Source organism: Streptomyces sp. WG5, assembly GCF_049974565.1.
In the GTDB taxonomy this organism is placed as follows: Bacteria; Actinomycetota; Actinomycetes; order Streptomycetales; family Streptomycetaceae; genus Streptomyces.
On sequence record NZ_JBNGGC010000013.1, the window covers coordinates 94,289 to 112,834 of the forward strand.

An 18,546-nucleotide genomic window follows, 5' to 3' on the forward strand; every position below is an offset into this window, starting at 1 on the left:
CTTTCCGCCTGTCCCGAAGGACGTGTCACGCCATGGCCGCCACTCCGCCGAAGCCTGCTGCCGCGACCCCCCGCCGCAAGGTGAGCCGTCACCGCGGCGAGGGTCAGTGGGCCGTAGGTCACTTCACCCCGCTCAACGGCAACGAGCAGGTCAAGAAGGATGACGACGGTCTCAACGTACGGACACGTATTGAGACGATCTACTCCAAGCGGGGTTTCGACTCGATCGACCCGAGCGACCTGCGCGGACGGATGCGCTGGTGGGGGCTGTACACCCAGCGCAAGCAGGGCATCGACGGCGGAAAGACGGCCGTCCTGGAGCCGGAGGAGCTGGACGACAGCTACTTCATGCTGCGCGTCCGCGTCGACGGCGGCGCACTGACCACCGCGCAGCTGCGCGTCATCGGCGAGATCTCGCAGGAGTTCGCGCGCGGCACGGCCGACATCACCGACCGGCAGAACGTCCAGTACCACTGGATCCGCATCGAGGACGTGCCCGAGATCTGGAACCGCCTGGAGGCCGTCGGCCTGTCCACGGTCACCGCCTGCGGCGACACGCCCCGCGTGATGATCGGATCCCCGGTCGCGGGCATCGCCGAGGACGAGATCATCGACGGCACGCCGGCCCTGGAGGAGATGAAGCGCCGGGTCCTGAACAACCCGGCCTATTCGAACCTCCCCCGCAAGTTCAAGACCGCGATCTCCGGGTCGCCGGTGCTGGACGTGGTGCACGAGATCAACGACGTGGCGTTCGTCGGCGTCGAGCACCCCGAGCACGGGCCGGGCTTCGACCTGTGGGTCGGCGGCGGGCTGTCCACCAACCCCAAGCTGGGCGTGCGCCTCGGCGCCTGGGTGCCGATCGAGGACGTGCCCGACGTCTACGAGGGCGTCCTCTCCATCTTCCGCGACTACGGCTACCGGCGGCTGCGCAACCGCGCCCGCCTGAAGTTCCTCGTCGCCGACTGGGGCGCGGAGAAGTTCCGCCAGGTACTGGAGGACGAGTACCTGAAGCGGAAGCTGACCGACGGCCCGGCGCCCGCCGACCCGACCAGCCGCTGGCGCGACCACATCGGCGTGCACCGGCAGAAGGACGGCCGCTACTACGTCGGCTTCGCCCCGCGCGTCGGCCGCGTCGACGGCACCACCCTGACCAAGGTCGCCGACCTGGCGGAGGCGCACGGCTCGGGCCGCGTGCGCACCACGGTCGAGCAGAAGATGATCGTCCTCGATGTCGAGCAGGGGCAGGTCGACTCCCTGGTCGAGTCCCTGGAGGCACTGGACCTCACCGCCCGGCCCTCCACTTTCCGGCGCGGCACCATGGCCTGCACCGGCATCGAGTTCTGCAAGCTCGCGATCGTCGAGACCAAGGCGCGCGGCGCCTCGCTGATCGACGAGCTGGAGCGCCGGCTCCCGGAGTTCGACGAGCCCCTCACCATCAACCTCAACGGCTGCCCGAACGCCTGCGCCCGCATCCAGACCGCGGACATCGGTCTCAAGGGCCAGCTGGTCCTCGACGACCGGGGCGAGCAGGTCGAGGGCTACCAGGTGCACCTGGGCGGCGCGCTCGGCCTGGAGCCCGGCTTCGGCCGCAAGGTGCGCGGCCTGAAGGTGACGGCGGAGGAGCTGCCGGACTACGTGGAGCGCGTGCTCAAGCGCTACCAGGCCGAACGTGAGGACGGCGAGCGCTTCGCCACCTGGGCGGCCCGCGCCTCCGAGGAGGCCCTGTCGTGAGCGAGCGCGCCGCGCCCTTCTACTGCCCCTACTGCGGCGACGAGGACCTGCGTCCGGGCGAGCAGGGACACGGGGCCTGGGAATGCGGGGCGTGCAACCGCGCATTCCAGTTGAAGTTCCTCGGGCTGCTCGCCCGGGGTCTTCAGCCCAACTCCACGGGAGGGGAACCGATATGACGGCGGTTCAGGAAGAGCGTACGACCGAGGAACTCAAGGCACTCGCCGAGCGTGCGGGCCGCGACCTGGAGGACGCGTCCGCGCTGGAGATCCTCCAGTGGGCGGCCGAGACCTTCGGCAGCCGCTTCTGCGTGACCTCCTCCATGGAGGACGCGGTCGTCGCCCACCTCGCCTCCCGCGCCCTGCCCGGCGTGGACGTGGTGTTCCTCGACACCGGCTACCACTTCCCGGAGACCATCGGCACCCGGGACGCGGTGGAGGCCGTGATGGACGTGAACGTCATCACGCTCACCCCGCGGCAGACGGTCGCCGAGCAGGACGCCGAGTACGGCCCGAAGCTGCACGACCGCGACCCCGACCTGTGCTGCGCGCTGCGCAAGGTGCGACCGCTGGAGGAGGGCCTGAAGGGCTATCAGGCCTGGGCGACCGGCCTGCGCCGCGACGAGTCCGAGACCCGGGCCGACACCCCCGTGGTCGGCTGGGACGAGAAGCGCCGGAAGGTGAAGGTCTCCCCGATCGCACGGTGGTCACAGGAAGATGTGCAAACGTACGTCGCCGAGCACGGTGTCCTCACCAACCCGCTGCTGCTGGACGGCTACGCCTCCGTGGGCTGCGCGCCCTGCACCCGCCGTGTGCTGGAGGGCGAGGACGCCCGCGCCGGACGCTGGGCGGGCCGCTCCAAGACCGAGTGCGGACTGCACGGCTGACATGACGAACACCACCGGAACATCGAGAAACAGGGAGATCCACGTGACGACCGGAGCCACCGTCTGGCTCACGGGTCTGCCCAGCGCCGGCAAGACCACCATCGCCCACGAACTGGCCGGCCTGCTCCGCGAGGAGGGCAACCGCGTCGAGGTCCTGGACGGCGACGAGATCCGCGAGTTCCTCTCGGCCGGCCTCGGCTTCAGCCGCGCGGACCGGCACACCAACGTGCAGCGCATCGGCTTCGTCGCCGAACTGCTCGCCCGCAACGGCGTCACGGCGCTGGTCCCGGTGATCGCCCCGTACGCGGACAGCCGGGACGCGGTGCGCGAGCGCCACGAGGCGAACGGCACGGCGTACGTGGAGGTGCACGTGGCCACCCCGGTCGAGGTGTGCTCGGTGCGCGACGTGAAGGGCCTGTACGCCAAGCAGGCCGCGGGTGAGCTGACGGGACTCACCGGGGTCGACGACCCGTACGAGGAGCCCGTCAAGCCCGACCTGCGCATCGAGTCGCAGGACCAGACCGTCCAGGAGTCCGCCGCGGCGGTCCACGCCCTGCTCACCGAAAGGGGACTGGCATGACGACGACCGTGGCCACAGTGGAGAAGGGGTCGGCCGGCCCGTACGCCCTCTCCCACCTCGACGCCCTCGAGTCCGAGGCGGTGCACATCTTCCGCGAGGTGGCGGGCGAGTTCGAGCGGCCGGTGATCCTCTTCTCCGGCGGCAAGGACTCCATCCTCATGCTGCACCTGGCGCTGAAGGCGTTCGCCCCCGCGGCGGTGCCGTTCTCCCTGCTGCACGTCGACACCGGGCACAACTTCCCCGAGGTCCTCGACTACCGCGACCGCACGGTCGAGAAGCACGGGCTGCGCCTGCACGTGGCCTCCGTGCAGGACTACATCGACCGGGGAGTGCTCAAGGAGCGCCCGGACGGCACCCGCAACCCGCTGCAGACGCTGCCGCTGACCGAGAAGATCCAGGCGGAGAAGTTCGACGCCGTCTTCGGCGGCGGGCGCCGCGACGAGGAGAAGGCCCGCGCCAAGGAGCGGGTGTTCTCGCTGCGCGACGAGTTCTCCCAGTGGGACCCGCGCCGCCAGCGCCCCGAGCTGTGGAACCTGTACAACGGCCGGCACGCCCCCGGCGAGCACGTCCGGGTCTTCCCGCTCTCCAACTGGACCGAGCTGGACGTGTGGCAGTACATCGCGCGGGAGGGCATCGAACTGCCGGCGATCTACTACGCCCACGAGCGCGAGGTCTTCGGACGCAGCGGCATGTGGCTGACCGCCGGGGAGTGGGGCGGCCCGAAGGACGGCGAGACGGTGGTCAAGCGGCGGGTCCGCTACCGCACCGTCGGCGACATGTCCTGCACCGGCGCCGTCGACTCCGACGCCGACAGCATCGAGAAGGTGATCGCCGAGATCGCCGTCTCCCGGCTCACCGAGCGCGGTGCGACCCGTGCCGACGACAAGATGTCCGAGGCCGCGATGGAAGACCGCAAGCGCGAGGGGTACTTCTAGAGATGACCAGCACCACCGAACCCACCGAGTCGCCGGCGGCCTGGCAGCTGTCGGAGACCACCCTGCTGCGGTTCGCCACCGCCGGGTCCGTCGACGACGGCAAGTCCACCCTGGTCGGCCGTCTCCTGCACGACTCCAAGTCGGTCCTCGTCGACCAGCTGGAGGCCGTGGAGCGCGCCTCCGCGAGCCGCGGCCAGGAGGCCCCGGACCTCGCGCTGCTCACCGACGGCCTGCGGGCCGAGCGCGAGCAGGGCATCACCATCGACGTGGCCTACCGCTACTTCGCCACCCCGCGCCGCCGGTTCATCCTGGCCGACACCCCCGGGCACGTGCAGTACACCCGGAACATGGTCACCGGCGCCTCCACGGCCGAGCTGACGGTGATCCTGGTCGACGCCCGCAACGGCGTGGTCGAGCAGACCCGCCGGCACGCCGCGATCGCCGCCCTGCTGCGGGTCCCGCACGTCGTCCTCGCCGTCAACAAGATGGACCTGGTCGACTACGCGGAGCCCGTGTTCGCCGCCATCGCCGAGGATTTCACGGCGTACGCCACCGAGCTGGGCGTCCCGGAGGTCACCGCGATCCCGATCTCGGCGCTCGCCGGTGACAACGTGGTGGAGCCGTCCGCGGTCATGGACTGGTACGGCGGTCCCACCGTGCTGGAGCACCTGGAGACCGTCCCGGTCAGCCACGACCTGGCGCACTGCCACGCCCGGCTGCCCGTGCAGTACGTGATCCGGCCGCAGTCCGCCGAGCACCCCGACTACCGCGGCTACGCGGGCCAGATCGCCGCCGGCACCTTCCGGGTCGGAGACGAGGTGAAGGTCCTGCCGTCCGGCCGCACGTCGCGGGTGGCCGGCATCGACCTGCTGGGCGAGCCGGTCGACGTGGCCTGGACGCCGCAGTCGGTGACGCTGCTGCTGGACGACGACATCGACGTCTCGCGCGGCGACCTGATCGTGCCCGCCAAGGACGCGCCGGCCACCACCCAGGACGTGGAGGCCACGGTCTGCCACGTCGCGGACGCCCCGCTCACCGTCGGCCACCGGGTACTGCTCAAGCACGGCACCCGCACGGTCAAGGCGGTCGTCAAGGACATCCCGGCCCGGCTCACCCTGGACGACCTGTCCCTGCACCCGCACCCCGGGCAGCTCGTCGCCAACGACATCGGCCGGGTGAAGATCCGTACGGCGGAGCCGCTGCCCGCCGACTCCTACGCCGACTCGCGCCGCACCGGTTCGTTCATCCTGATCGACCCGAACGACGGCACCACGCTCACCGCCGGCATGGCCGGCGAGTCCTTCGCCACGCCCGAGCCGGTCAAGAACGAGGCGGACGACGACGGGTGGGACTTCTGAGCATGGACTCCCCCGACTTCTACTCCACGTTCGCGAAGGCGGGCGGCCGCGTCGGCGGGGGGTCCCCCCGGACGAAGTCTGGGGGAGGCGCCCTCGGAAGCGGACAGGGCGGCGTCGGGCGATGTGGGCGGTGACGTACGCGCACCGCTTGCGCGCCCTCACCCCCCACCGCCGTAGACGAAAAACCGCCGATCTCCCGGCCACGACCTGACGGAACGTGACCGCCGGGCCAACGAGAGGAACACCTCCCGTGCCTGCCACCAAGCCCCTGCGCCGCACCCTCGCGGTCCTCACCGCCCTCCCGCTGCTGGTCCTCGCCGGCTGCGGGTACGGCTCGCAGGCCAAGGACGACGGGGGTGTCCGGATCGCAGCCGGGGCCGAGAAGATCGACGGCCTCGACTCCGTCCGGATCGGCTACTTCGGCAACGTCACCCACGCCACTCCCCTGGTCGGCAACCAGAAGGGCTTCTTCCAGAAGGAGCTGGGCGCCACCGAGGCGAAGTACGCGGTCTTCAACGCGGGCCCGTCCGAGATCGAGGCGCTGAACTCCGGCTCCATCGACATCGGCTGGATCGGCCCGTCGCCGGCGATCAACGGCTACGCCAAGTCGGACGGCAAGAACCTGCGGATCATCGGCGGTTCGGCCTCCGGCGGGGTGAGGCTGGTGGTGAACCCGGACAAGATCACGTCGTTGCAGGACGTCAAGGGCAAGCGCATCGCGACCCCCCAGCTGGGCAACACGCAGGACGTGGCGTTCCTCAACTGGGTCGCCGAGCAGGGCTGGAAGGTCGACGCGCAGAGCGGCAAGGGCGACGTGACGGTCGTCCGCAGTGACAACAAGGTGACCCCGAACGCCTTCGGGTCCGGCTCCGTCGACGGCGCGTGGGTGCCGGAGCCGACGGCGTCCCGGCTGGTCGCCCAGGGCGGCAAGGTACTGCTGGACGAGGCGACGCTGTGGCCGGACGAGCAGTTCGTGATCACGAACATCATCGTGCGCCAGGAGTTCCTCGAGGAGCACCCCGACGTCGTCGAGGCGGTGCTGAAGGCCTCGGTCGACACCAACGAGTGGATCGGGGCCCACCCCGACGAGGCCAAGGCCGCGGCGAACAAGCAGCTGGAGAAGGACACCGGCAAGGCACTGCCGGCCGACGTCCTGGACCCGGCGTGGGAGTCGATCCGGCTCACCGACGACCCGCTGGCCGCCACCCTCGACGCCCAGGCGGACCACGCCGTCGAGGCGGGCCTGCTGGAGCAGCCCGACCTCGAGGGCATCTACGACCTCACGCTGCTCAACAAGGTCCTCAAGGCCAAGGGTGAACCCGCGGTCGACGACGCCGGTCTCGGCGTCCAGTAGGCGCGGACCCCGACCATTCCTCAGGAGGTGACGACCATGGCCACGACCACGACCCTCGCCAAGGCCGACGAGGGCACCGGGGCGGCCACGCACGCCGCCCGGATCGAGCACGTCTCGAAGTCGTTCACAGGCCCCGCCGGGCGGCAACTCGTACTGGACGACATCACCCTCGATGTGGCGCCCGGCGAGTTCGTCACCCTCCTGGGGGCCTCCGGCTGCGGCAAGTCCACGCTGCTGAACCTGGTGGCGGGCCTGGACAAGCCGAGCGCCGGCGCGATCACCACGGACGGGCGGCCGGCCCTGATGTTCCAGGAGCACGCCCTGTTCCCGTGGCTGACCGCGGGCAAGAACATCGAACTCGCCCTGAAACTGCGCGGCGTGCCCAAGGCCGAGCGCCGCGGCAAGGCGGAGGAGCTGCTCGAACTCGTCCGGCTGAAGGGCGCGTACGGCAAGCGGGTGCACGAGCTGTCGGGCGGTATGCGCCAGCGGGTCGCGATGGCCCGGGCGCTCGCCCAGGAGAGCAAGCTGCTGCTGATGGACGAGCCGTTCGCGGCGCTGGACGCCATCACGCGGGACGTGCTGCACGACGAGCTGACACGGATCTGGCGCGAGACGAACCTGTCCGTCCTGTTCGTCACGCACAACGTGCGCGAGGCCGTCCGGCTCGCCGAGCGCGTGGTGCTGCTGTCCTCCCGTCCCGGGCGCGTGGCGCGGGAGTGGACGGTCGGCATCCCGCATCCGCGCCGCATCGAGGACACCGCCGTGGCGGAGCTGTCCGTCGAGATCACCGAAGAACTGCGTGGGGAGATCCGCCGCCATGGCCAGCACTGACACGACGCGCCCCGCGAAGGACGGCGGCGATCTCGCCGGTCTGGAGGCCGGCCTGGACGCACTGGAGACGGTGCAGCAGGGCCGCAAGCCCTTCCGGCAGACCTTCGTGGAGAAGATCCTGCCGCCCTCCGTCGCCGTTCTCCTGGTGCTCGCGGTGTGGCAGGGACTCGTCTCCTTCCGGATAGTCGACGACCCGACCAAGCTGCCCGCCCCGTCCGACGTGTGGGACGTGGTCCGCCAGGCCTGGCTCCAGGGCGAGCTGCTCGGCTACATCTGGACCAGCGTCTCGCGCGGCCTGCTCGGCTTCTGCCTCGCCCTGCTGATCGGCACCCCGCTGGGGCTGCTGGTGGCGCGGGTGAAGTTCGTGCGCGCGGCGATCGGCCCGATCCTGTCCGGCCTCCAGTCGCTGCCGTCGGTGGCCTGGGTGCCGCCGGCCGTGATCTGGCTCGGCCTGAACAACTCGATGATGTACGCCGTCATCCTGCTCGGCGCGGTGCCGTCCATCGCCAACGGTCTGGTCTCCGGCGTCGACCAGGTGTCCCCGATCTTCCTGCGCGCCGGCCGCACGCTGGGCGCGACGGGGCTGAAGGGCACCTGGCACATCGTGCTGCCGGCCGCGCTGCCCGGCTATGTGGCGGGGCTGAAGCAGGGCTGGGCGTTCTCCTGGCGGTCGCTGATGGCCGCCGAGATCATCGCCTCCTTCCCCGACCTCGGGGTGGGCCTCGGCCAGTTGCTGGAGAACGGCCGCAACGCCAGCGACATGGCCATGGTGTTCGAGGCGATCCTGCTGATCCTGTTCGTCGGCATCGCGATCGACCTGCTGATCTTCAGCCCGCTGGAGCGGTGGGTGCTGCGCAGCCGCGGCCTGCTGGTGAGGAGCTGAGGCACACCATGCACCGACCGGCCCGCTCCTCCCGCCCCGTCCGCTCCTCCCGCCCCGTCCGTTCCGCCCACCCCGTCCTGTTGGTCATCGCGCACGGCAGCCGCGACCCGCGCCACGCGGCGACCGTGCACGCCCTGGTGCGCCGGGTCAGGTCGCTGCGCCCGGACGTACGGGTGGAGACCGGCTTCCTGGACTTCAACGTCCCCTCCGTGCAGGGGGTCCTGGAATCCCTGGAGACGGAGGGGGTGCGGGACGTCGTGGCGCTGCCACTGCTGCTGACCCGCGCCTTCCACGCCAAGGCGGACATCCCGGCGGTCCTCGCGGACGCGCCCCCGCGGCTGCGGATCCGGCAGGCCGAGGTGCTCGGCCCCTCCCCGCTGCTGCGCTCCGCCCTGGAACGGCGCCTGTACGAGGCGGGTCTGACGCCCGCCGACAAGTCCTCGACCGGGGTCGTGCTGGCCTCGGCGGGGTCCACCGACCCGGAGGCGATCGCGGTGATCGCAGAAATCGCGCGGGAGTGGCGGCACACCGGTTGGTGCGCCGTGCGGCCCGCGTTCGCCTCCGCATCCCTTCCGCGCACCGAGGACGCGGTGCGCGAGCTGCGGGAGCTGGGCTGCGCACGCGTCGCCGTGGCACCGTACGTCCTGGCCCCGGGCTTCCTGCCGGACCGTATCGCGCGGGGCGCTGCCGAGGCGGACGTACTGGCGGACGTCCTCGGCCCCTCGCCGGAGGTGGCGCGGGTGCTGCTGGAGCGGTACGACGGGGCGCGGCTGCCGGTGCCGGCGGCGGTCGGGGCCTGACCTCGGCGTCGTCCTCAGTCGAAGGACAGCCCGCCGGTGCGGGTGCGCCTGAGCCCGAAGACTCGGGGCCGGTGGCCAGGACGCGGAAGCCGTCGAAGCGCCCGGCCGTCCGGGTGCCGCGCGGAACGGCCCGCGGCACGGGTCCGGACCCCACCGCTCCGTCGACGTGGAGGCCGGGTGTCCCCACATGGCCGCCCGAGCCGGGTGCCGCCCCCGCCTCGTGGCTGCGGCGCACGGCCTCGTCGTACGCCGGTCCGTGCGCGTTGCGCGGGTACAGGCTCGTCACGCGGAAGCGGAGGCCGGGCGGGCGCTCCCGTTCGGCCTCCAGCAGCCGGCGGGAGGTGGTCCGGGCGGAGGGGCGGGCGGGGTCGAAGAAGCAGTCGGCGCACGTGGGTGGCGCGGTGGCCATGGTGTTCATGGCGTTCATGCCGCCGACGCCGGTGTCCGGGTGGTACGGCGTCGTGACCCGATTCTGCGCTCTGTCGCTGCTCCGATCCTCGGCGTGCACGGTCACGGGGCGGTCAGGGGGCGGTCAGCTCCACGAGCTTGGTGACGGTGTTCCAGTTGCGGCTGGTGGCGATCAGGCCCTTGTTCACGCGACGCCCGGCGAGGGCCTCGGCGAGTTTGGAGCGGCCGAGGCCGTCCGGCGCGTACAGGTAGAGGGCACGGTCGCCGAGGCGGAACTCCTCCGGGAGGAACGCCGGCCGGTCGATCGCCGCGAAGCGCTCCGCGTCGACCGGCGCGGAGAAGTAGGTGACGTGCACCTGCTTGGCCTCCAGGTCGGCGGCCGGGAACGGGCACGCCTCGGCGACCGCCCGCAGATAGGCGTGGTCGCGCACGATCACGTCCACCGCGAAGCCGAAGCGTTTCTCGATCGCCCGCGTCAACTCGGCCGCCAGGGCCTCCTCGTCCCCGTCGCCGGACGCGAACACGGCCTGCCCGCTCTGGAGATGGGTGCGTACGGCGTCGTGACCGAGGCTCTCCAGGAGCGCCCGCAGTTCGGCCATCGGGACCTTCCTCGCGCCGCCCACGTTGATCCCGCGCAGCAGCGCCGCGTACATCGTCGTCATGCACACACCATAGGACGGCCGTCGTGCCCCGTGGGGGTGGGCACGACGGCCGCGTCCGCGCACCCGGCGGACGTGCGCGCCACTCTCGCCGATGCGGTGCGCGCGGTTCAACCACTACGCACTCCTGTGACTTATTCAACAACTCTGCGGAAGGGCCCCGTACGGCTTCGCCCCCCTGATCAGGACCCGCCAGTAGCAGGAGCAGAGCTCTCGAAGGAGGCGGACACCGCGGGCGAGCGGGTCGGGGCGAGAGCGGGAACCTCCGCGGGTGAGCGCCGGAAGGCCCGTCGGTCTCCGGGATGTCCTCCTGGAGACCGACGGGCCTCTCGGCCTCTTCGACGTCGGCGCGGTCAGGCCCTCGCCGCCGGCAGCTCCGCCTCGATCAGGTCGGCGGCCCGCCGGGTGCCGCCCTCCTCGGCCATCTGGGCCTGGAGCTCCTTCAGGCGCCCGGCCACCTCCGGGTCGTCGACCAGGGCGAGGGCGGCGGTGCGCAGCGCCTCGGCGGTGGCCTCCTCGGTGGGGAGGTGGCGGGCGACACCGAGGCCCTGGAGCATGTCCGCGTTGCCGAACTGGTCCACGGCCTGCGGCACGGCGATCATCGGCGTGGCGGTGGCCAGTCCCTCCTGGCTGCCGCCCGCGCCCGCGTGGGTGACGAACAGGTCGGCCTCCTTGAGGATGGCCAGCTGCGGCACCCACGACCGCACTTCCACGGTGTCCGGTACGTCGCCCAGCTCGGCGGCGTCGACGTGCTTGCCGACCTGGAGCACCGTGTGCCAGCCGGGCAGCTCGCCGAAGGCCTTCACGCACTCCCGGTAGAAGGCCGGCTGCTTGGTGAAGGACGACCCAAGGGAGACCAGGACGACCTTCTCGGCGCCGTCGGGCCGCTGCCACTCCCCCTCGGCGGAGCGGTCGCCCTGGCAGGCGCCGACGAAGGTGTACGTCGTCTCGTCGACCCGGCCGGCGTTCGGCTGGAGCGCCTTGGGGATCAGTACCAGGGACCGGGCGGGGCGGCCCGCGAACGGGTCGGGGTGCTGGGTGATCCCGTTCTCCTCCAGCCAGGCCTGGAAACGGGCGTAGTACGCCTGGCCGCGCTCGGTCTTCAGCGGCTCCTCCCACATCGGCTCGCCGACCTCCTGCTCGTACCCCTCCCAGGCGACCATGCACGGCGACAGGGAGATCACGGGCACGTTCCAGCGGTGACCGAGTACCCGGGCCGGGTAGGCGGCGATGTCGTGCAGGATCAGGTCCGGTTCGTCCCCCTCGTACGCCTCGACGAGCTGCGGGAGCGCCTGGATCGCGTCGTTCAGGAACGGCTCCACGTTGTCCAGCAGCGTGGTCCCCCATGCCTCCGGGTCGGCGTCGGGGCCGGGCAGCGTGCTGTTCCACAGCTTGGGCTCGGCCCCCACTTCGGCGACCTTCTCCGACATGAGCGGCGGGATCGCGTACGTCACCCGGTGCCCTCGTGCTACGAGCTCGCGGATCACCTCCAGGCTGGGGTTCACGTGGCCGTGCGCGGCGATGGAGAACATGGCGATGTGAGCGGGACTGGTCATGGGACGAGACTAGGCGAGACGATACGTCTCGTGCAACCTTTTTCCCGCGGGTTCCGCCTCGTACCGCCGGCTCCCTGCGGCTGCGTCCACCCGGCGCCCGGGGCGGGCACGCCGCGGGAACCGCGCGCGGCGAACCGCCGGCTCCCGTCAGCGCTGGTAGCGGGCGAGGACGAGGTTTCCGTCCTTCTCCAGGCGGCTGCGCAGCTCCTCCGTGTCGATCGCTCCGCTGTAGTACTCCTGGAGTGCGGGGGTGGCCACCTTGTCCTTCCACTCGGGGTAGCCCCGCACGGACTGCGCGGGCGCCGAGCGCAGATGGCCGGCGAGGGCGGTGCCCGTGGCCCAGCCGTGCTCGGCCGTGCGCAGGGCCGGGTCCTTCAGCGCCTCGCTGCCGGTCGGCAGCATCCAGTCGCCGAGGGCGAGGCGCACCATGTTGTCCGGCTGGAGGAGGAAGTCGAGGAACGCGGCGGCCTCCCTCTTGTGCGGGCTGTCCTCGGCGATCGACAGCGTCTGGGGGCTGACGCCCTGGGTGAGCCCCTCGGCACCGGCCGGGGCGGGCAGGACCCGCCAGTCGAAGCCGTCGGGTGCCTGCTGTTCGATCTGCTGGCGGTAGGAGAAGCCGAGGGGCACCATCGCGTACGTGCCCGCGAAGAAGCCGGGCAGGGTGTCGGAGCCGCCGCTGCCGAGCGTGGTGGGCGAGGCGCTGTGGTCCGTGGTGACCTGGTCGTGGATGGTGCGGGGCACCACCTGGTCGCCCTCCTCGAACCGGACGGTGACCTTCCCGTCCGCGCCGCGGTGGAACAGCTTCCCTCCCGTGGACAGCGAGAGGTTGAGCGTGGCGGACACGGGCTCCTTCAGCGGCCAGGCCACGCCGTACCTCCCGTCGCCGCTCAGCTCCTTCGTCACCTGCCGGAACTCGTCCCAGGTCCACGGTCGACCGGGTGCCGGGATCCGGACGCCCGACTCCTTCAGCAGGTCGGCGTTGGCGATCAGTACACGGGGTTCCTGGAGGAACGGCACGCCGTAGACGCCGTCACCGAAGGTGACCGTCTCCCAGCTGCGCTGCGGGATGTCCGCCTTCAGCCGCTCGGGCAGCAGGCCGGTCAGGTCGGCCAGGTAGCCGCCGTAGGCGAAGTCCGCGAGGTCGTCGGAGGCGTCGTGGATGATGTCGGGTGCCTCACCGCCCTCGAAGGAGGTGAGGAGCTGGTCGTGGACGCTGTCCCAGCTGCCCTGGACGTACTCGACGCGCACGTCCGGGTGGGCCGCGTTCCACTCCCGGACCAGTTCCTTGTTGGCCGTCACGGACTCCTCCTGCCAGGCCAGGGACTGGAAGCGCAGGGTGATCCGGCCGTCCTCGCCGTCGCCCCCGCCCGAGCAGCCCGCGAGCAGGAGACTGAGGGAGAGGAGCAGGGTCGTGATTCTCGTGCGCATCAGCTCTTCACCGCCCCGGCGAGCATGCCGCCCGTGATCCGCCGCTGGATGAGTGCGAAGACCACCAGCGAGGGCAGCGTCGCGAGGAAGGCCGCCGCCGCGAGCGGGCCGAGGTCCGCGACGCCCTCGGCACCGATGAAGTGGGTGAGGATCACCGGCAGGGTCTGTTTCTCCGGTGTCTTCAGCAGCACGAGCGCGAAGAAGAACTCGTTCCACGCGGTGATGAACGCGAACAGTGCCGTCGCCACGATCCCCGGCGCGAGCAGCGGCGCGGTCACCGACACCAGTGTGCGCAGCCGCCCGGCGCCGTCGACCGCCGCCGCCTCCTCCAGCTCGGCCGGCACGGCCCGGACGTACCCGGCGAGCATCCACAGCGCGAACGGCAGCGACCACACGACGTAGACCATCACCAGGCCCGGCACGGAGTTGATCAGCCGGAGGTTCTTCAGGACCAGGAAGAGCGGGATGATCAGCAGTACGAAGGGGAAGGCCTGGCTGACCACGACCCACCCGGTGGCCGCCCTGCCGAGCCGGCCGCGGTGCCGGGCCATCACGTACGCCATCGGCGTCGCGATCACCACGGCGATCACCGCGGCGCCGAGCGCGGTGAGGAGGGAGTTCAGGGCGGCCCGCAGCAGCGGCTGTTCGTCGAAGGCCTGCCGGAAGTTGTCGAGGGTGGGGTCCTCCGGGATCCAGGTGGGGTGGAGACTGGCCAGCTCCTGCGGCGGCTTGAACGCGGTGGAGACCAGCCAGACGAGCGGGAAGGCCAGGAAGACGAGATACGTGAGCAGCGCGGCGTACTGGCCCACCCGGGCCCCTCTCGAGGTCCTCACGCCTCGCCACCTCCCTTGAGTCCGCCCCTGAGCCGGCCGGCGAGGAAGACGGCCAGCAGGATCGAGACGACGGCGACCATGACGCACCCCATCGCGGCCGCGTAGCCGAACTGCCCGTAGCGGAAGGCCTCTTCGTAGGCGAAGAGCATGGGCAGCCGGGTCCGGCCGCCGGGGCCTCCGTTGGTCAGCACGTAGACCAGGGCGAAGGAGTTGAAGTTCCAGATGAGATTGAGCGCGGTGATGGCGAGTGCGACCGGTCTGAGGGCGGGCCAGGTGACCGTGCGGAAGCGGCGCCAGGCTCCCGCGCCGTCGACCGCGGCGGCCTCGTGCAGCTCGCGCGGGGTGTTCTGGAGCCCGGCGAGCAGGGCGACCGTCGTCTGGGGCATGCCGGCCCAGACGCCGACGACGATGACGGCGGGCAGGGCGGTGGCGAGGCCGCTGAGCCAGTCGCGGCCGTCGCCGAGGCCGAAGTCGCGCAGGGCCTCGTTGAGGATGCCGGCGTCCGGGTTGTAGACCAGGCGCCACATGATGCCGACGACGACCTCGGGCATCGCCCAGGGGACGATCGCCAGGGCGCGGGCCGGCCAGCGCAGCCGCAGGTTCTGGTGGAGCAGCAGGGCGAGGCCGAGCGCGAGCAGGAACTGCGGCACCGTCACCCCGACGGCCCACACCAGTCCGATGCGGAACGACTCCCAGAACAGGGTGTCGTGCAGCAGGTCCTGGAAGTTCAGGGTGCCGATCCACCGGGTGGGCTCCGTCCGGCCGGACTGGGCGTCGGTGAACGCCAGCAGGATGCCGTAGAGCAGCGGCCCGACGCTGAGCACCAGGATGGGGATCAGCGCGGGCAGCACCAGGAACCAGGCGCCGTGGTCGGGGCCGTGCCGCGGCCGGTCCGTGCCGGGCGCGCGGCGCGCCGGTTTTCTCGGCTCGGTCACCGATGTCACGTAATCAGCCCCTTTGCACGGATCGAACGGGCCTGGTCATGGTCGTGAAGGCGCCGTGCCCCGTCAAGAGCCCGCGCACACGCTCCCACCTGTGCGAATGCGACACTGGCCGACGGATGACGGGAACGCGACGGACATGACGGACACGACCGGCGCGACCGGCACCACGGGCACCACGGACACGGAGGCGGACAACGATGGACGAGGCACGGGCGCGGGAGGTGCTGGCCGCGGCGGGGGTGCTGCCCGGCCCGGCGCGGGAGGCGCGGCTGCTCGCCCTCGGCGAGAACGCGGTGTTCGCCGCCGGTGACCTGGCGGTCAAGGTGGGCCGGGACGCGGAGCTCCTCGGCCGGGCGCGCAGGGAACTGGCCGTCGCGGTGTGGCTGGAGGAGGCCGGGGTGCCGGCGGTGCGGGCGGCCGATCCGACGGCGCGGTTCGTCGAGGGGCACCCGGTGACGGTGTGGCGGCGGCTGCCCGACCCGGTACGGCCCGCCGAGCCCCGGGACGTGGCCGCGCTGCTCCGGCTGGTCCACGCGCTGCCCTCCCCCTCCTTCGGGCTGCCGCCCCGCGAGCTGCTGGGCGGCGTGGAACGCTGGCTGCGCCTCGCGGGTGACGTGATCGACCCGGCGGACGCCGCGTATCTGCGTGAGCGGCGTGACGGCTTCGCGGCGGCGGCCGCCGCGCTCGTCCCCCATCTGCCGCCGGGCCCGATCCACGGCGACGCGCTGCCCCGCAACGTGCACGTCGGGCCCGACGGGCCGGTCCTGGTCGACCTGGAGACCTTCTCCGCCGACCTGCGCGAGCACGACCTGGTGGTGATGGCGCTCAGCCGGGACCGCTACGGACTGCCCGCCGAGGCGCACGACGCCTTCACCGCGACCTACGGCTGGGACGTGCGCGAGTGGGACGGCTGCGCGGTGCTGCGCGGCGCCCGGGAGACGGCCAGCTGCGCATGGGTGGCCCAGCACGCGCCGAGCAACCCGAAGGCGCTGGCCGAGTTCGAACGCCGGGTGGCATCACTGCGGGACGGGGATCCGACGGTGCGCTGGTATCCGTTCTGACCGCGCGTCGTCCTTTCCGGTACCGGTCAGACCCGCTCGCCGGCCGGCTCCCGCACCGGCCATCTCCCGTCGATGACCGCCGCGGCGTCGCCCTTGCGGCGCAGGAAGCTCTGGAAGTCCGCCGCCCACTCGGCATACCACTCGATCTGGCGGTGGTGCAGCTCCGCCGGGCCGAGGGACGCGACCTTGGGGTGGCGGCCGGCTATCGCGCAGGCCAGCCGGGCCGCGGCGAGGGCGTCGGCCGTGGCGTCGTGGGCGGCGTCGAGCGGGACGCCGTACTCCCGGCAGACGGCTTCGAGGTTGCGCTTGCCGCGGCGGTAGCGGTCGACGGAACGGTCGATGGTGTACGGGTCGATGACCGGGGCGGGGTCCAGGCCGCCCAGGCGGTCGCGCAGGGACGGCAGTCCGTAGCGCCGCAGTTCGGCGGAGAGGAGGGTGAGGTCGAAGGCCGCGTTGTAGGCGACGACCGGGACGCCCGTCTTCCAGTAGGCCGCGAGCACACCGGCGATGGCGTCGGCGACCTGGTCGGCTGGGCGGCCCTCGGCGGCCGCTCGTTCGCCGGTGATGCCGTGCACCGCCACCGCGTCCGCCGGGATCTCCACGCCGGGGTCGGCCAGCCACTCCCGGCGTCCTCGCGGATCGCCGCCCACGACCTCGATCACGGCCCCCGTGACGATGCGTGCCTCACGCGGATCGGTGCCCGTCGTCTCCAGGTCGAAGCCGACCAGCAGCTCCCGGTGCCAGCCCATGGGCGGTCCCCCTTCTCAGTGGTGCGTTCCCCCAGTGGTCTCCACCTTCCCATGGGCCACTGACAATCAGAGGATCGCATTCCGCTTACGTCCGGTCAGGCGGCAGGCCCTCCCGTCGCCGGCACTCACGACACCGGCCGCGAATCCGCCCACATCAGCTCGAACTCCTCGCGGTAAGTGGGGAAGAGTCCACTTTCGTCCATCTGGTCCGACTTCACCACCTTGCCGCCGTTCCGTCCGTTCCGAAGGACGAGTACCGGCGCCTCCATCCCCCGCGTCCGGCGCAGATAGGACTGCACGACCGCGATGCCGTCGGCGCCGTCCCCGTCGACGAGGTAGGCCGTGAAGCGGGGGGTCTCGTCGAAGACCTGGATCTCGAACGCGCCCGGGTCCCGCAGCCGGGAACGCACCCGGCGCATGTGCAGGATGTTCATCTCCACGGCGCGGCTCAGCTCGCCCCGCTTGATGCCGAGTTCGCGCTCGCGGCGCTTGATCGCACTGGAGGCCGGGTTCAGGAAGAGCAGCCGCACCCGGCCTCCGGACTCGGCCAGCCGGAGCAGGCGGCGGCCGGAGAAGTTCTGCACGAGCAGGTTGAGGCCGATACCGAGGGCGTCCACGCGCCGCGCGCCGCCGAAGAGGTCCTCGGCCGGGAACTGGCGCAGCAGCCGCACCCGGTCCGAGTGCACGGCGACCACGTCGGCGTAGCGGTCGCCGACCAGGTCCTCCACCGCGTCGACCGGCAGCCGCCGTGTGGACGGCACGTCGCCGCCCGCGCCGAGGACCTCCAGCAGCCGCGCCGAGGCCCGCTCGGCCTGGCTGAGCACCGCCTCGGACAGCGCCCGGTTGCGGGAGACGACGTTGCGGGTGACCTCCAGCTCGTCCAGGGCGAGTTCCACGTCGCGGCGCTCGTCCACGTAGGGCTCGAAGCAGGGCCAGTGCTGGATCATCAGCTCGCGCAGCTGCGGCAGCGTGAGGAAGCTGAGGACGTTGTCGTCGGCCGGGTCGAGCAGGTACCCCTTGCGGCGGCTGACCTCGCGGACGGCGACGGCCCGCTGCACCCACTCCTGGCCGGCGGGCCCGGCGGCGGCGACCACCCACTCGTCGCCGTGGACGGGCTCGTAGACCGGCCTGAGGACGGCGGCCACGACCGCGCGCAGCCGCTGTTCGACGAGGTTCAGCCAGATGTAGGCCCGGCCGGCCCGCTGCGCACGGGTGCGCACCTCGTGCCAGGCGTCGGTGTCCCAGTCCAGCTCCGGACCGATCGCGCCCGCGCTCATCGGCCGCGCCAGGGACACCGCACCGGGCGGGACGTCCGTGGAGTCCCCCTGGTGACCGTCGTCACCAGGAGGCAGCTCCAGCCCTCCCGAGCCCACCCGCGCACCGCCTTCCGCTCCCCCGGAGCACTACCGGGGAGACCCCGTCCCAACGATCAAGGAAGGGTACTCCGCGAGCGGTCCGCGGTGCAGCCCGATGGCCGGGCCGGTTTTCCCAACGGACCTGATCCGCAAGCGCGTTCCGGCCCGCGTTACACCGGGGAGTGAGCGGATTCATAGC

18 protein-coding genes and 1 pseudogene are annotated in these 18,546 nt (G+C 71.8%); 11 read left to right on the plus strand and 8 right to left on the minus strand.

Going from position 1 to position 18,546, the window contains the following annotated elements; all coding sequences use genetic code 11:
* Window positions 1–32 precede the first annotated feature (32 nt).
* The 10 genes from sirA to ACP4IX_RS16195 all read left to right on the plus strand — a co-directional run bounded on the left by sirA (window position 33) and on the right by ACP4IX_RS16195 (window position 9,354).
* Complete coding sequence (gene sirA / locus ACP4IX_RS16150) at window positions 33–1,730, plus strand: sulfite reductase SirA (protein ID WP_426523361.1); 1,698 nt, start codon at window positions 33–35, stop codon at window positions 1,728–1,730.
* On the plus strand, window positions 1,727–1,906 hold the full coding sequence (locus tag ACP4IX_RS16155; protein WP_003972819.1) for a hypothetical protein: 180 nt from the start codon (window positions 1,727–1,729) through the stop codon (window positions 1,904–1,906). Before sirA ends, ACP4IX_RS16155 begins: the two co-directional genes overlap by 4 nt.
* Window positions 1,903–2,613, plus strand: a complete 711-nt coding sequence (locus ACP4IX_RS16160) for a phosphoadenylyl-sulfate reductase (protein WP_426555914.1) — start codon at window positions 1,903–1,905, stop codon at window positions 2,611–2,613. The genes ACP4IX_RS16155 and ACP4IX_RS16160 overlap by 4 nt, the downstream gene beginning before the upstream one ends.
* A 43-nt stretch (window positions 2,614–2,656) precedes the next feature.
* A complete protein-coding gene (gene cysC / locus ACP4IX_RS16165; RefSeq protein ID WP_426555915.1) occupies window positions 2,657–3,193 on the plus strand; it encodes an adenylyl-sulfate kinase in 537 nt (178 codons plus the stop codon).
* Window positions 3,190–4,128, plus strand: coding sequence for a sulfate adenylyltransferase subunit CysD (gene cysD, locus ACP4IX_RS16170; RefSeq protein WP_426523357.1), 939 nt, complete (start codon window positions 3,190–3,192; stop codon window positions 4,126–4,128). Before cysC ends, cysD begins: the two co-directional genes overlap by 4 nt.
* Window positions 4,129–4,130: 2 nt before the next feature.
* Complete coding sequence (locus tag ACP4IX_RS16175) at window positions 4,131–5,486, plus strand: sulfate adenylyltransferase subunit 1 (RefSeq protein WP_426555916.1); 1,356 nt, start codon at window positions 4,131–4,133, stop codon at window positions 5,484–5,486.
* 250 nt (window positions 5,487–5,736) lie between these two features.
* The gene (locus ACP4IX_RS16180; protein WP_426523355.1) at window positions 5,737–6,840 is read left to right on the plus strand and encodes an aliphatic sulfonate ABC transporter substrate-binding protein; all 1,104 of its coding nucleotides are present in this window, start codon (window positions 5,737–5,739) and stop codon (window positions 6,838–6,840) included.
* 36 nt (window positions 6,841–6,876) lie between these two features.
* Window positions 6,877–7,671, plus strand: a complete 795-nt coding sequence (locus ACP4IX_RS16185) for an ABC transporter ATP-binding protein (RefSeq protein WP_426523354.1) — start codon at window positions 6,877–6,879, stop codon at window positions 7,669–7,671.
* Complete coding sequence (locus ACP4IX_RS16190; protein ID WP_426523353.1) at window positions 7,658–8,554, plus strand: ABC transporter permease; 897 nt, start codon at window positions 7,658–7,660, stop codon at window positions 8,552–8,554. The genes ACP4IX_RS16185 and ACP4IX_RS16190 overlap by 14 nt, the downstream gene beginning before the upstream one ends.
* Window positions 8,555–8,562: 8 nt before the next feature.
* Window positions 8,563–9,354: a sirohydrochlorin chelatase gene (locus ACP4IX_RS16195; RefSeq protein ID WP_426523352.1), complete on the plus strand. Its 792-nt coding sequence runs from the start codon at window positions 8,563–8,565 to the stop codon at window positions 9,352–9,354.
* A gap of 124 nt (window positions 9,355–9,478) precedes the next feature.
* On the opposite strand, the pseudogene ACP4IX_RS16200 reads toward ACP4IX_RS16195, so the two are convergent.
* From ACP4IX_RS16200 to ACP4IX_RS16225, 6 genes and pseudogenes are all read right to left on the minus strand, one after another.
* Window positions 9,479–9,781 (minus strand): annotated as a pseudogene (locus tag ACP4IX_RS16200) (hypothetical protein); the annotation flags it as partial.
* A 94-nt stretch (window positions 9,782–9,875) separates the two neighbouring features.
* Window positions 9,876–10,424 carry a DUF1697 domain-containing protein gene (locus tag ACP4IX_RS16205; protein ID WP_426523350.1) on the minus strand — a complete coding sequence of 183 codons (549 nt, stop codon included), beginning with the start codon at window positions 10,422–10,424 and terminating at the stop codon, window positions 9,876–9,878.
* A 350-nt stretch (window positions 10,425–10,774) separates the two neighbouring features.
* The gene (locus ACP4IX_RS16210) at window positions 10,775–11,977 is read right to left on the minus strand and encodes a glycosyltransferase (protein WP_426523349.1); all 1,203 of its coding nucleotides are present in this window, start codon (window positions 11,975–11,977) and stop codon (window positions 10,775–10,777) included.
* Between the two features lie 147 nt (window positions 11,978–12,124).
* Complete coding sequence (locus ACP4IX_RS16215) at window positions 12,125–13,405, minus strand: ABC transporter substrate-binding protein (RefSeq protein WP_426555917.1); 1,281 nt, start codon at window positions 13,403–13,405, stop codon at window positions 12,125–12,127.
* A complete protein-coding gene (locus ACP4IX_RS16220; RefSeq protein ID WP_426523347.1) occupies window positions 13,405–14,238 on the minus strand; it encodes a carbohydrate ABC transporter permease in 834 nt (277 codons plus the stop codon). Before ACP4IX_RS16220 ends, ACP4IX_RS16215 begins: the two co-directional genes overlap by 1 nt.
* Window positions 14,235–15,182: a carbohydrate ABC transporter permease gene (locus ACP4IX_RS16225; protein WP_426555918.1), complete on the minus strand. Its 948-nt coding sequence runs from the start codon at window positions 15,180–15,182 to the stop codon at window positions 14,235–14,237. Before ACP4IX_RS16225 ends, ACP4IX_RS16220 begins: the two co-directional genes overlap by 4 nt.
* A 197-nt stretch (window positions 15,183–15,379) precedes the next feature.
* On the opposite strand from ACP4IX_RS16225, the gene ACP4IX_RS16230 reads away from it, so the two are divergent.
* Window positions 15,380–16,243, plus strand: coding sequence for a phosphotransferase enzyme family protein (locus ACP4IX_RS16230; protein ID WP_426523345.1), 864 nt, complete (start codon window positions 15,380–15,382; stop codon window positions 16,241–16,243).
* Window positions 16,244–16,269: 26 nt separating this feature from the next.
* On the opposite strand, the gene ACP4IX_RS16235 is transcribed toward ACP4IX_RS16230, so the two are convergent.
* Entirely contained in the window at window positions 16,270–16,992 is a 723-nt protein-coding gene (locus ACP4IX_RS16235; protein ID WP_426523344.1) for a 3'-5' exonuclease, read from the minus strand.
* 125 nt (window positions 16,993–17,117) lie between these two features.
* Window positions 17,118–18,365, minus strand: coding sequence for an SAV2148 family HEPN domain-containing protein (locus tag ACP4IX_RS16240; RefSeq protein WP_426523343.1), 1,248 nt, complete (start codon window positions 18,363–18,365; stop codon window positions 17,118–17,120).
* Between the last annotated feature and the right edge of the window lie 181 nt (window positions 18,366–18,546).